15 protein-coding genes are annotated in these 12,487 nt (G+C 72.8%); 9 read left to right on the forward strand and 6 right to left on the reverse strand.

Translation table 11 applies throughout. The annotated features are described in order from the left end of the window. Positions 1–63: 63 nt before the first annotated feature. Positions 64–438 (forward strand): VOC family protein, encoded by a 375-nt coding sequence (locus AB3M34_RS01625; protein WP_370617333.1) that lies wholly within the window; start codon positions 64–66, stop codon positions 436–438. 21 nt (positions 439–459) lie between these two features. On the opposite strand, the gene AB3M34_RS01630 is transcribed toward AB3M34_RS01625, so the two are convergent. From AB3M34_RS01630 to AB3M34_RS01640, 3 genes are all read right to left on the reverse strand, one after another. Continuing rightward, positions 460–1,023 carry a DUF402 domain-containing protein gene (locus AB3M34_RS01630; protein ID WP_370617334.1) on the reverse strand — a complete coding sequence of 188 codons (564 nt, stop codon included), beginning with the start codon at positions 1,021–1,023 and terminating at the stop codon, positions 460–462. Between the two features lie 6 nt (positions 1,024–1,029). Beyond that, positions 1,030–1,365 carry a helix-turn-helix domain-containing protein gene (locus tag AB3M34_RS01635; RefSeq protein WP_370617335.1) on the reverse strand — a complete coding sequence of 112 codons (336 nt, stop codon included), beginning with the start codon at positions 1,363–1,365 and terminating at the stop codon, positions 1,030–1,032. A gap of 113 nt (positions 1,366–1,478) precedes the next feature. Continuing rightward, positions 1,479–2,270, reverse strand: coding sequence for a class I SAM-dependent methyltransferase (locus AB3M34_RS01640; RefSeq protein ID WP_370617336.1), 792 nt, complete (start codon positions 2,268–2,270; stop codon positions 1,479–1,481). Between the two features lie 49 nt (positions 2,271–2,319). Here AB3M34_RS01640 and AB3M34_RS01645 point away from each other — a divergent pair, with 49 nt between their 5' ends. Beyond that, the gene (locus tag AB3M34_RS01645; RefSeq protein WP_370617337.1) at positions 2,320–3,060 is read left to right on the forward strand and encodes an oxidoreductase; all 741 of its coding nucleotides are present in this window, start codon (positions 2,320–2,322) and stop codon (positions 3,058–3,060) included. A 290-nt stretch (positions 3,061–3,350) separates the two neighbouring features. Here AB3M34_RS01645 and AB3M34_RS01650 read toward each other — a convergent pair whose 3' ends face one another. Next, positions 3,351–4,190 (reverse strand): HAD family hydrolase, encoded by an 840-nt coding sequence (locus AB3M34_RS01650; protein WP_370617338.1) that lies wholly within the window; start codon positions 4,188–4,190, stop codon positions 3,351–3,353. Positions 4,191–4,336: 146 nt separating this feature from the next. Between AB3M34_RS01650 and ssd the strand changes: the two genes are divergently transcribed. The 7 genes from ssd (at position 4,337) to AB3M34_RS01685 (ending at position 9,376) form a co-directional block, all read left to right on the forward strand. Then, positions 4,337–5,425 (forward strand): septum site-determining protein Ssd, encoded by a 1,089-nt coding sequence (ssd, locus tag AB3M34_RS01655; protein WP_370617339.1) that lies wholly within the window; start codon positions 4,337–4,339, stop codon positions 5,423–5,425. Continuing rightward, positions 5,422–6,627, forward strand: coding sequence for a TadA family conjugal transfer-associated ATPase (locus AB3M34_RS01660; RefSeq protein ID WP_370617340.1), 1,206 nt, complete (start codon positions 5,422–5,424; stop codon positions 6,625–6,627). The genes ssd and AB3M34_RS01660 overlap by 4 nt, the downstream gene beginning before the upstream one ends. Positions 6,628–6,638: 11 nt before the next feature. After that, complete coding sequence (locus AB3M34_RS01665) at positions 6,639–7,466, forward strand: type II secretion system F family protein (protein ID WP_370617341.1); 828 nt, start codon at positions 6,639–6,641, stop codon at positions 7,464–7,466. Continuing rightward, positions 7,463–8,215 carry a type II secretion system F family protein gene (locus tag AB3M34_RS01670; protein WP_370617342.1) on the forward strand — a complete coding sequence of 251 codons (753 nt, stop codon included), beginning with the start codon at positions 7,463–7,465 and terminating at the stop codon, positions 8,213–8,215. Before AB3M34_RS01665 ends, AB3M34_RS01670 begins: the two co-directional genes overlap by 4 nt. Positions 8,216–8,335: 120 nt before the next feature. Continuing rightward, complete coding sequence (locus AB3M34_RS01675) at positions 8,336–8,524, forward strand: DUF4244 domain-containing protein (protein WP_370617343.1); 189 nt, start codon at positions 8,336–8,338, stop codon at positions 8,522–8,524. A 100-nt stretch (positions 8,525–8,624) separates the two neighbouring features. Beyond that, entirely contained in the window at positions 8,625–8,990 is a 366-nt protein-coding gene (locus tag AB3M34_RS01680) for a TadE family type IV pilus minor pilin (protein WP_370617344.1), read from the forward strand. Continuing rightward, a complete protein-coding gene (locus tag AB3M34_RS01685) occupies positions 8,987–9,376 on the forward strand; it encodes an Rv3654c family TadE-like protein (RefSeq protein ID WP_370617345.1) in 390 nt (129 codons plus the stop codon). Before AB3M34_RS01680 ends, AB3M34_RS01685 begins: the two co-directional genes overlap by 4 nt. A gap of 26 nt (positions 9,377–9,402) precedes the next feature. On the opposite strand, the gene AB3M34_RS01690 is transcribed toward AB3M34_RS01685, so the two are convergent. Together AB3M34_RS01690 and AB3M34_RS01695 are read right to left on the reverse strand one after the other, a co-directional pair. Further along, positions 9,403–9,978 carry a hypothetical protein gene (locus tag AB3M34_RS01690; protein ID WP_370617346.1) on the reverse strand — a complete coding sequence of 192 codons (576 nt, stop codon included), beginning with the start codon at positions 9,976–9,978 and terminating at the stop codon, positions 9,403–9,405. 75 nt (positions 9,979–10,053) lie between these two features. Then, positions 10,054–12,417 (reverse strand): DEAD/DEAH box helicase, encoded by a 2,364-nt coding sequence (locus tag AB3M34_RS01695; protein WP_370617347.1) that lies wholly within the window; start codon positions 12,415–12,417, stop codon positions 10,054–10,056. Positions 12,418–12,487 lie beyond the last annotated feature (70 nt).

A 12,487-nucleotide genomic window follows, 5' to 3' on the forward strand; every position in this document is an offset into this window, starting at 1 on the left:
ACGGATCCGTACGAGCGCGCTCGGCGATCGCGACCTGTCCGACCCCCGTGGCACGGTGGGGACATGCCTGGTCACCAGCACCTCGTCCCGCGGTCCGTCGACTACGTCGAGATCGCCGTCACCGACCTGCCGGCCGCTTCCGCGTTCTACCGTGACGCGTTCGGGTGGGAGATCGTCCCGTACGGCGACGACTACGCCGGCTTCCGCACGCCTGCGGAGTCGGGGAGCGAGGAGGCGGGCGGGTTGCGTCGTGCCGACGAGGTGACGCGGGGCAGCACCCTGGTCCTGCTGTACGCCGACGATCTCGAGGCGTGCGCTGCCGCGGTCGTCGAGGCGGGCGGTCAGGTGGTCGAAGGCCCGTACGCCTTCCCCGGCGGTCGCCGGTTCCACTTCCTCGACCCGAGCGGCAACGAGCTCGGAGCCTGGTCGCAGGCCTGAGGCACGTCACGCGACCGCGCTCTAGGCGTACGCCCGCTTCGCCCTGCGCAGCCGCTGCCAACCGATCGCGCCGAACGGTTCGGTGCCCTCGCGGATCGCGGTGGTGACGTCGACGGCCGACTGCTCCGCCATCTCCACCAGCGCGTCCGGGTAGCCGTAGGCAGCACGGTGCTCGGCGAGCTCGTCCTCGTCGAGCAGCTCGACCGTGCCGTCGATCGTCAGCACGACGTCGAGGTCGAGGTCGAGCATCGTCACGAGGTCGGGACGCTCCCAGACGGCGGGGGTCGTCATGTCGACATAGAGACGCCAGCGGAGGCGGCCGGACGGCGCGTCCTCGACGGCGTGGAACGTCGCGACGTACGGCGCGGTGTGCGGGATCAGGGTGATGCTCGCGACCCTCGTCCGGACGTCGCGCCCGGGGCGCACCATCCGTGAGCCCGCCGGCATGAACAACCACGCGCCGTGCTCGTCGCCGCCGACGAAGGTCGTGTCGAACTCCCAGTGCGGGTGGCCGCCGTACTTGGTGGTCTCCTGGCGGACCGGGGTGCCGTCAGCAGGCCAGTCGGGCTGCTGCGGGGGTGCCACGACCGGTCAGGCGGCCATCGCGACCGGGCAGGGCGGGGCACCGGCAGCGCGGATCGGGGCGCGACCCTCGTGGAGGGCATAGCTGCGAGCCACCGACGCGACGAGATCGAGCATCGTGATGCCCAGCGCGGAGCACACCGCGGCGATGATCTCCGACGAGGCTTCCTTCTGTCCGCGCTCGACCTCGGAGAGGTACGCGAGCGACACCTGCGACGACTTGGCGACGTCGCGCAGGGTCCGACCACGGGCACGGCGTTCGTCACGCAGCGCGTCACCCAGCGCCTGGCGAAGCAGCGGGGCGGGCTCCGGTGCGGGCGGGACGGGCGCGAGCGACGTGGTCACTCCTTCACGCTAGGCCGGTGACCCAAGCCGGCGCTATCCGGAATCGCCCTCGTTCGCTCTCAGCGGACGACGCGAGGGTCGCCGACGGGCACGGATACGTCAGCACAGAGGCGTCAGCCCAGGTCGACGTGGAACTCGCGCCCGGGGGCGTCCGGGCCGTTGAGGGCGTCCTTGTGGACCACCGACCGGAAGCATCGCGTGGCGTAGCGCATCCGGAGGCCGTTGTGGCCGCTGGCGTGGCTGTCGTACAGCGCGCGGACCTGCTGGAGAATCGCGTCGCGCTCGCTCGGCGGCTTCGCGGCGATGGACGAACGGGACGCGACCAGCTCGAGGAGCGAGTCGAGGTCGAGCTGCTGCCAGAAACCGAAGCTCGAGGACTCGGGGATGTCGAACAACCCCGACAGCGGCAGCGATCCGGCGATCTCCTCGAGGTCGTCGGGCTCGGCGTCGATGATCGACGTGAGCCGCCGGACCCAGGGCACGGACTCGTCGCGGGTGTTCCAGACGAGCGAGAGCCGACCGCCGGTGCGGAGGACACGGGCGACCTCCGGCAGGCAGCGGAGCGGGTCGAACCAGTGGAACGACTGTGCGGCGACGACGACGTCGAACGCCCCCGCGTGGAACGGGAGCCGCTCGGCGACGCCCCGGACGACCGGGACCTCGAGGTTCTCGGCGAGCTGTTCGAGCATGTCGGAGGACCGGTCCAGGGCCACCACGTCGTGCCCCGAGCGCAGGAGCGCCTCTGTCATCTGCCCGGCGCCGGCGCCCAGCTCGAGCACGCGTACGGGGTCCTCACCGACCAGCCAGCGCACGGCCCGCTCGGGATAGGACGGTCGCGGGCTCGCGTTCGCGTACGGGCTCGTGCACGCGTCGAACACCGATGCACGCTCCGACGACCTGTCCACAGGGCCGAGGCTACCAACGGACCTCGCGGCCCCAGGTACTCTGCAGGGCGTGCCTGACCCGTTTTCCGCCCTGATCGACCTCGACGGCGTGCCCTCGGCGTTCGCCGCCACCCGCGACGGCATCGACTCGCTCCTCCGCGACCGCGGTCTGCGCCGCAGCACCCCCGAGATGACGGCCGACTCGCTCCTGCTCGGCGCGGCAGCCAGTGCGGCGATCGAGGGCGCGTCGTACGACCCTGACGGGCTCCGCCGCGGCGAGGCCGATCCCCTCGCGCTGGCCACGGCACGCATGACGACCGAGCTGCTCGGCCTCGTCCCGACGTGGAACCGAGCGCCCCTCCAGGCGATCGCGCGGCTGCACGCCCTCGTCGCACGGGGCAGCGTCACCGATGACGAGCTCGGTCGTCCGGTCTCACCCGAGGGAGCTCGCCGGCTCGGCACGCTCGCTCAGGCCGTGGTCGCGCCGACCCAGGCTCCCGGTCTACTCGTCGCCGCCGTGGTGCACGCGGAGATCGCGACCGCGAACGCGTTCGCGTCCGACAACGGCGTCGTCGCCCGCGCCGCCGAGCGGCTGGTGCTGGTCGCCAAGGGCGTCGACCCAGCGAGCCTGACCGTCCCGGAGGCGGGTCATCGGGCAGCGGGTGGTGGCTACGCGAAGCTTCTCGGAGAGTACGAGGCAGACGGGGTGAGCGGCGTGCACCGGTGGCTGCTCTACGCGGCGCAGGCGTACGCGGACGGAGCCGAGGCGGCGCCGGTCGAGCCGCCCAAGGGTCCACGCCGGCGCGGCTGAGAAGGGGCCCTCCGCACAAGGCAGACGCGCCACCTGCGAAAGATGACGCGTCCTCGGCTTGCCTTGCTCTCGGTTACCAAGCGTCCTGACTCCGTAGTACCACTTCGGGGCCTCGATGGGTTCTCCCGTAAGCGGAATCCCTCTAGGACGGGAAGGTCGCCGCGTGGGTACCAAGTATCTGGCTTGCCGCCTTCTTGTCTCCTTTGTACCTGCTTGGCCGTGCTTCGGCTACCCCTCGCAGATAACAATCTTCGGGCCGGGCACGCGCACGGCCCCCTGACGGGACGTGCTCAGGCCTCGTCGGTCCGGCGCCGTCGGAGCTGGTGCAGGGCGACGCCTGCGGCCGCCGAGACGGCTGCGGCGGCGAGCCCCGCGACAGCCACCTTGCTCCCGGTCGAGTCCAACGAGACCCGCGACTTGAGCGTGATGGGCTGGGCGAACTCGAGCACCGGCCAGCCCTCCTCGGTGGCGACCCGGCGCAGCGTCTTGTCCGGGTTCACGACGAACGGGTGGCCGACCTCGGCGAGCATCGGGACGTCCGTCTCCGAGTCGGAGTAGGCGTACGACTCAGCGAGGTCGTAGCCCTGCTCCTCGGCGAGGTCGCGGATGCCGGCGGCCTTGTTCTCGCCGTACGCGTACATCTCGATCTCACCGGTGTAGACCCCCTCGGCCTCGACGAGCCGGGTCGCGATCACGTGGTCGGCACCGAGCATCGCGCCGATCGGGTCGACGACCTCGGAACCGGACGCGGACACGATCACGACGTCGCGACCGGCGGCGTGGTGGGCCGAGATCAGCTCGACGGCCTCGACGTAGACCAGCGGGTCGACGACCGTGTGGAGGGTCTCGGAGACGACCTGCCGGACGGTGTCGACGTCCCACCCCTTCACCAGCTGCGTCAGGTAGGCGCGCATGCGCTCCATCTGAGCCTCGTCGGCACCCTGCAGAGCGAAGACGAACTGGGCGTACGCGCTGCGGAGCACCGACCGCCGGTTGATCAGGCCTGAGTCGTAGAAGTGCTTGGAGAACGCGAGCGTGCTCGACCTCGCGATGATCGTCTTGTCGAGGTCGAAGAAGGCCGCAGAGCGCGTGGTGGCGGGAGGGACTGACGCTGCGTCGGACCTGGTCACGCGTCCAGCATAGACAGCGGCACAGTCGTTTCGCGCCGCGTTATCGGGCCCTGCGAGTCGTGCGACAGCTCCTCCACAGCCGCCCACCGTCCCCAGGGCGCCGATCGGGGGATCTGCCCCCTGCCTCCAGGACCCACTGTGAAGCCATGCCTTCCTCGTACGCCCACGTGCCGCGCCCGTTGCTCGTCACCGGCTCGGAGGAGCATCTCGACGCGGTGCTCAGGCTGTGTGCCGCCGCGGCCGTCGAGCCGCTGGTCTGCTCCGAGCTGACGACCGCGCGTCCACACTGGCAGCACGCGCCCCTGGTCGTGCTCGGAGACGACGTCCTCGAACGAGACCTGCCGTCCCTCGAGCGACGTCGCGACGTCCTCGTTGTCGCCCGTGACGACCCGCCACCGTCGACCTGGAGCACGGCGCTCGCGCTCGGCGCCGACCAGCTGCTGGTGCTTCCGGAGGACGACGACGTCCTCGCGGGTGCGCTCGCCGACCGCGCCGACGGCACGGGTCGCGACGCCCCGGTGCTGGCGTTCGTGGGTGGCTGTGGTGGCGCAGGAGCGTCGTCGATCGCGGCGAGCGTCGCGCTGACGGCGGCTTCCGCGGTCGGCGTGGACAGGGGAGGAGGCGGGGTGCTCCTCGTCGACGGAGATCCCTTCGGCGGCGGCCTCGACCTCCTGCTCGGCGACGAGGCGCGTCCGGGCCTGCGGTGGAACGACCTCGCCTCGACCCACGGTCGCCTGAGCGGTGCCGCCCTGCACAGGACGCTTCCTCGGTCCGACGGCCTGGCGGTGCTGTCCTGGGACCGAGGGGCACGCGACCTCCCGACCGAGGAGGTCGTGGGCGCCGTCCTGGCTGCGGTCCGTCGCTCTCACGACGTCGTCGTCGTCGACCTTCCACGCCACCTCGACGCCGCGGCCCGGGAGGCTGCCGCGGGTGCTGCCGTCGGCGTCGTCGTCGTCACCGACGAGGTGCGAGGCGTCGCCGCAGCGACCGGCATCGTGCGGCGGTTGGCGGAGTGGGCGACCGACGCACGACTCGTCGTACGCCGCCGGCGCGGTGGTCTTCCACCGTCCCTCGTCGCCGACACCCTGGGGGTGCCCCTCCTCGCCACGGTGGACGAGGACCCTCGGTTCCGACGCGCGGTCGAGGACGGTGTCGGCCCGGTGGCCCGGCGATCGGCGGTCCGGAGCACCGGACGAGCCGTGTGGACGGCGCTCGCCGAGGAGGTGCTGCCGTGAGGCGGCTGCTCGACGCCACCCCCGACCGCGCGCTCGTCGTGGAGGTCCGCGACCGCATCGCGGCCTCGGGCCACCGACCGACCCCCGAGCGTGTCGCGGCCGCGCTCAGGGCGGGCGGTCACGTCCACGGTGACCGCACGGTGCTGGCGGTGGTCGATGCGCTCCACCGCGAGACCGTCGGTGCGGGGCTGCTCGAGCCGCTCCTGCGCAGTCCCGGCGTCACCGACGTCCTGGTGAACGGGCCGCAGGAGGTCTTCGTCGACAGGGGTGAGGGTCTGGAGCGGGCTGACGTCGCCTTCGAGGACGACGACGCCGTACGCCGGCTCGCCCAGCGGCTCGCCGCGGCCGCCGGACGGCGCCTCGACGATGCGTCCCCGTTCGTCGACGTACGCCTCCCCGACGGCACCCGGTTGCATGCCGTCCTCGCCCCGATCGCTCGCCCCGGCACGGCGCTGTCCCTCCGTGTCCCCGCGCGCCGCGCCTACTCCCTCGGTGAGCTCGCGGCACGGGGAGCGTTCGGCGACGAGGTCCACCGCCTGCTGCGCGCGATCGTGGCGTCCCGGGTGGCTTTCCTCGTCACCGGAGGCACGGGCACCGGCAAGACGACGCTGCTCTCGGCGATGCTGGGTGCCGTCGACCACGGCGAACGCGTCGTGGTCGTGGAGGACGCGAGCGAGCTGCGACCCGACCACCCGCACGTGGTCGCCCTCGAGTCACGACCGGCCAACGTGGAGGGCGCCGGCGGCGTCGTCCTCCGTGACCTCGTGCGCCAGGCGCTGCGCATGAGGCCGGACCGTCTTGTCGTCGGCGAGGTTCGCGGCGCCGAGGTGGTCGACCTGCTCGGCGCGCTCAACACGGGCCACGAGGGCGGATGCGGCACTCTTCACGCCAACACGCCGCACGATGTGCCGGCTCGGCTCGAGGCGCTGGCGATGGCAGCCGGGATGCCGCGGGCGGCCCTGCACAGCCAGCTCGCCGCGGCGCTGCACCTGGTCGTGCACGTCGCGCGGGGTCGCCAGGGAACGCGCCGGGTGGTGGAGGTCGCTGCCTTCGGTCCCACGATCGACGGTGCCGTCGAGTGCGTGCCAGCGCTCTCGGTACGCGACGACGGTGCGCTCGTCGACGGGCCCGCCGCGGTCGAGCTGCGCCGGCTGCTCGGTCCGCGATGGGCTCCTCGGTCCACGGACGGGCGGGGACCGTGAGGCCTGCCACGGTGGCAGGGCCGCACGGTGAGAGTGCGCTGATCGCGTGCGTGCTGGCCGCCACGGCTGTCTGGCTGGTCGCAGGTCGGGCAGGCCCGCGCCGCCTCGCGACGCTGTCCCCCGCACAGCAGCGTGGACCTGCACCGCGGCGTTGGGGACGTCCTCGGTCGGGGACGCTGCCGGTGGCGGTCGCCGCCGTGACGGTCGCGCTCCTGGCGGTCACCGGGGTGACGGTCGTCGCGGTGCTGGTGGCGGGAGGTGTCGCGTGGCTGGTCGCGGCCCTGCGTGTTCGCACCCGGGCCCGTGCGGCGCGCCGTCGGACCCATGCCCGCATCACGGCCGCGTGCGAGGCGCTCGCTGCGGAGCTCGCAGCAGGGCTGCCGCCGTCCCTGGCGCTCGAGCGGGTCGCCGCCGACTTCGACGAGCTGAAGCCGGTCTACGCGCAGGTGCGCCTCGGTGGTGACGCGGCCACTGCGTTCCGTGCGGCCGCTGCGCGACCGGGGGCCGCAGGGTTGCGGGACGTCGCGGCAGCGTGGACGGTCAGCGTGCGGTCGGGGGCGAGGTTGGCCGCGGTGCTGGACCGGGTCGTCGAAAACCTGCGGGAGCAGGACGACATCGTCCGCGAGGTCGACTCCACGCTCGGTCCTCCCCGTGCGACCGCGCGGCTGCTCGCGGTGCTGCCCCTCCTGGCCCTCGCACTCGGCGCTGCGCTCGGCGGCAATCCCGTCGCGTTTCTGCTCGGCCCCGGAGTCGGTTCATGGTGTCTCGCCGCAGGCGCCGCCCTGGCCGTCGTCGGAGTGCTGTGGGTCGAGCGCATCACGGACGGCGTCGCCCGATGATGCTGCTCGCCACCGTGCTGGCGGCGCTCGGCGCGGCGCTGGCCGGCGAGCGGGGGCCTGAACGTCGCCTTCAGCGTGCGTGCGCGCCGCCTGGTCCCGGGTCGCCGGGAGTTTCGTGGCCAGACGGGAAGCCCGCCGATCCTCGAGGGCGGAGCTGGCTGACGGCGCCGTGGTTCGCCGGCCTGCTCGCGGCGACGGCCGTCATTCTCGTGGTCGGTGGCCTCCTCGGACTCGTCGTCGGGTGTGCCGGTGGACTCACCGTCGCCCGATGGATCGCACGACTCGAGCCGGCGGCCGTGCGCCGTCGCCGCACCGCTGAGCTCGCCGACCTTCCGCTCTCTCTCGACCTGGTGGTTGCCGCGGTCGACGCCGGGCGCCCGACCACGACCACGCTCGCTCTCGTGGCGGATGCCGTAGGCGGTGCCCTCGGGGAGCGGCTCGAAGCGGTCGCCGTCCGGATCGAGGTGGGCGACCCCGCGACCGTGTGGCGAGAGCTCGCCGACGACCCGGTCCTGGCACCACTGGCGCGCGCACTCGCGCGGGCGGCCCGTAGCGGGACGTCCGTGCACCGGTCGCTCCTGCGCAGCGCCGACGACCTGCGGTCGAGTGCCCGTGCCGAGGCGCTCGAACGCGCGCGCTCGGTCGGCGTACGGACTGCTGCGCCTCTCGGGGCGTGCTTCCTGCCTGCGTTCCTGCTCGTCGGGGTCGTGCCGACGGTGGCGGCGACCTTCGCCGAGCTGGGGCTGTGATGCGTCCACATCGCCGCGTCGTCCCCAGGTCGCGCGCAGCGGCTGATCTCGGACGTCGTCAGGACCCACCTTCTCGATGCGGCCGGGACCACCGTCCGTGACACGACCAGAGGAGACCCCATGAAGTTCCTGACGACCCTTCGCGCCCGTGCCGGCGAGCAGGGCATGACCACCTCGGAGTACGCCGTCGGCACGGTCGGCGCCTGCACCGTCGGCGGAGCGATCTACACGATCGCGACCTCCGACTGGTTCAACGACTTCATCCAGAACGTCTTCGAGAAGGGCATCGAGCTCCTTCCCTTCATGTGACGGCCGGGGTGCAGGGTCCGGTCGGGACTGACCGGACCCTGCACCCGGGATCAGGCGGTTCGAGCACCCGTGCCGGGCCACGACCGACAGGAGACGAGTGGTGGAGAAGAGACGACGTTCCGAACGCGGCATGGTCACGGCCGAGACGGCGATGGTCGTCCCGTTCCTGGTCGCGCTCACGCTCGCGCTGGCTGCTGCCGCGGCGGTCGGCATCACGCAGGTCAGGCTCGTCGACGCTGCCCGGGAGGGCGCTCGGATGGCCGCGCGCGGCGACGAACCAGGCGAGGTCGTCGAAGGCGTCCAGAGCATGGCTCCTGTCGGTGCCACGGTCACGACGGCCCGACGCGACGACGACACCGTCGAGGTCACGGTGAGGCTGCGCGCACGCGTCGACCTCCCGGTGGTGCGCGCGTTCTCGCTGCCGTTGGCGGCGTCGGCGGTGAGCGCAGCCGAGGCGGCGCCGTGACGAGCCACGCGCGTGTCGGACGAGATGGCGGCGACGCGGGCGCAGCGACCGTCTATTCGACGTTGATCGCGGTCTTCCTCGTCGCCGCCTGCATCGTCGTGCTCCAGGTCGCTGCCGTCGCGCGCCTCCAGCACCACGTCTCCTCCTCCGCCGACCTTGCGGCAGTCGCGGCGAGCCAGGCAGCGGTCAGCGGGGCAGACGCGTGCCGCGCCGCACGCACGATCGCCGAGGCCAAAGCCACCGTGCTCGCCAGGTGCGACACCCAGCAGGCGGCCGTGACGGTGGCCGTCGAGCGCTCCGCTCGGGTCTGGGGACGCGAGCTCACCGTCCGCCGCACGGCGCGGGCCGCCCCCTCCGACTACCGCCCGGCGGAGGCTGGACGATGAGGGAGGCGGATCGCGTGCTCGCGGAGTCAGGCGTTGCTTCGCGGGGTCTGCTCGTCGTCGGCGCTGTCGGTCTGCTCCTCCGGCAAGCGCGGTTCGTCGTACGGACCAGCAGCGGGTGGCTCGTCGTCACGCCCAGCAACGGGCGGCTCGTCGTAGGGCTCGGCAGCGGGCGGTGGGTCGTACGGATCGACGATCGACGCGTCGGCCGGCACCTCCAGTCCGGAGTCGTGGGCCGGGTCGTAGGCGCGCTCGCTCGCCGGGTCGTACGCAGGGTCCCCGGCCCGTCCGTCGTGGTCGTCGGCGAACGCCGCCGGCGCCTGCGTCCGCGTGCTGGCCTGCTCCTTCTCGTACCGCTTGTGCTCCTTGCGCAGCTCGCGGTTCTCCTTGCGCAGGCGATAGTTGCGGCGGGCGCCGCGGACGACGAGTCCAAGTCCCACGACGGCAACGAGCATCGCCACAGCACCGGCCCAGAAGAGGGCGATCCCGTCGGTCGTGACGCTCCACCCGAGCACGTCCATCGACACCGAGTCGGTCGCCTCGACCGAGACGACGACACCTGCCAGCACGGCGAGTGCGACCAGCAGCAAACCCAGAGCGATCATCGGACCCCCACCTCCCGATCGTGTCGCCACCCTAGCCGCACCGACGGGGGTTCTCGGGGAGCACGCGCGGAGTCGTCAGGGGCTGACCGGCGCTGGGGTCGCGCCCGCGCTGGGCTGAGCCTCGACCGCGTCGGCGAGCAGAGCGTCGAGCAGGACGACGGCACCGCGCTTGGAGAGGGGGTTGTTGCCGTTGCCGCACTTGGGCGACTGCACGCACGACGGACATCCGGAGTCGCAGGGACACGACGCGATGGCGTCCCGGGTCATCGTCAGCCACGTCCGTGCGACGTCGAACCCGCGCCGAGCAAACCCTGCACCACCGGGCAGGCCGTCGTGGACGAAGACGGTCAGCATCCCGGTGTCGGGGTGCATCGCCGTCGAGACTCCACCGATGTCCCAACGGTCGCACGTCGCGAGCAGGGGCAGCAGTCCGATCGAGGCGTGCTCCGCAGCGTGCGCCGCACCCGGCACCTCAGCGGGGTCGAGGTCGAGACCCTCGACGAGCCGGCCCGGCAGGGTCCACCAGACGGCGGCGGTCCGGAGCGTGTGCTCAGGAAGGTCCAGGGGGAGCTCGGCGAGGACCTGCGAGGATCCGACGCGGCGCTTCACGTAGGAGACGACGCGGCTGGTGACGTCGACGTCACCGAAGGCGACCGATGCGCGTCCCCAGGCCGTGGAGACCCGTTCGGCGACGATCGTGATGTCGGTGACCGACCGTGCGGTGGTCGTGTAGTCGGGGCGGTCCGGGCGTACGAGGGCGATCAGGTCCGTCGGGTCGTAGTGCTCCACCACGTAGGTCTCGCCACGGTGGACGTAGACCGCGCCGTCGTGCACGGTGGCGTCCGCGCGCCCGCCGTCGACGGTGCCGAGCAGCCGCCCCGTCTCGTCGTCGACGATCTGCACCGCGGGTCCGCCGACGGACCGGATGTCGACGAGGTCTGCAGCCCGCTCGCGGCGCGTCCAGAACCATCCCTGCGGGCGGCGGCGGAGCCATCCGGCCGCGGTCAGCGCCTCGACGCCCTCGACGGCGCCGGCACCGAAGAGGGCGAGGTCGTCGACGGTGAGGGGCAGCTCCTGCGCAGCGGCGGCGAGGTGGGGACCGATGACGTGCGGGTTGGACGGATCGAACACCGTCCCCTCGACCGGCGCGCCGAGCAGCGCCTCGGGGTGGTGGACGAGATAGGTGTCGAGGGGGTCGTCGCGCGCCACGAACACCCCCGCCGCGCGAGACGCGCCTCGGCCCGCCCGCCCGAACTGCTGGCGCAACGCTGCGCGAGTCCCCGGGAAACCGGTCGTCACCACGGCGTCGAGTCCCGCGATGTCGATGCCCAGCTCCAGCGCGTTGGTGCTCGCCAGGCCGAGCAGGGCACCGCTGCGCAGGTCCCGCTCGATCAGCCGGCGCTCCTCCGGGAGGTAGCCACCGCGGTAGGTCGTGATCCGGCCGGCGAGCTCGTCGTCGACCTCGGCGAGCATGCGCTGCGCCGACATCGCGACCGACTCGGCGCCGCGCCGCGACCGGACGAAGGCGAGGGTGCGCACGCCGGCCGACACGAGATCGGCCAGCAGGCCGGCGGCCTCGACCGAGGCGGGTCGACGGACCGGCGCGCCGTTCTCGCCACCCGACGCGTCCACGAGCGGCGGCTCCCACAGGGCGTACGCCACCTCGCCGCGTGGAGCGGCGTCGTCGGTGACGGCGCGGACGGGCATACCCGTCAGCCGGGAGGCGGACACCGCCGGGTCGGCGACCGTCGCCGAGGCGAGCACGAACACCGGGTCCGCGCCGTAGTGCGCCGCGACGCGTCTCAGCCTCCGGAGCACGTGCGAGACGTGCGACCCGAAGACTCCGCGATAGTGGTGGCACTCGTCGACGACGACGTACTGGAGTCCGGAGAGGAACCTCGCCCACCGTCCGTGCGACGGGAGCACGGTCCGATGGATCAGGTCCGGGTTCGTCACGACGTAGTTGGCGTGGTCCCGCGCCCACTGACGCTCCTCGCGCGTGTTGTCACCGTCCACGGCGGCGGCGCGTACGGTGTCCCATCCGGCGGTCAGCCGGTGGAGGCCCTGGAGCTGGTCGTGCGCCAAGGCCTTCGTCGGCGCGATGTAGAGGACCGTCGGGCCACGCCCACGCCGGAGGTCCGCCGAGCGCCCCGCCTCGAGCGCCGCGAGCGCAGGGAGCTGGTAGGCGGCGGACTTGCCCGAGGCGGTCCCCGTCGACACCACGACGTGCTCGCCGGCACGGGCCAGCTCGGCGGCTTCCGCCTGATGGGCCCACAGCGTGTCGATCCCGACCTCCCGGTAGCGGGAGCGCAGGGATTCGGTCACCCACGAGGGCCACGGCGCGTACACCGCGTCGCGGGCCTCCTCGCGGGCGACGTGCAGCAGACGACCGTCCGTGGCGCCCGGCAGCCGCAGCAAGGTCTCGATCGGATCGGGCACACCCAGAGTCTCCCAAGGACGACAAGGAGAGGGGTTCGAAGGGCGGGTCCACGGTCCGCGATTTCGGCTC

The organism is Mumia sp. Pv4-285 (assembly GCF_041320275.1).
GTDB classification, from domain to species: Bacteria; Actinomycetota; Actinomycetes; order Propionibacteriales; family Nocardioidaceae; genus Mumia; species Mumia qirimensis.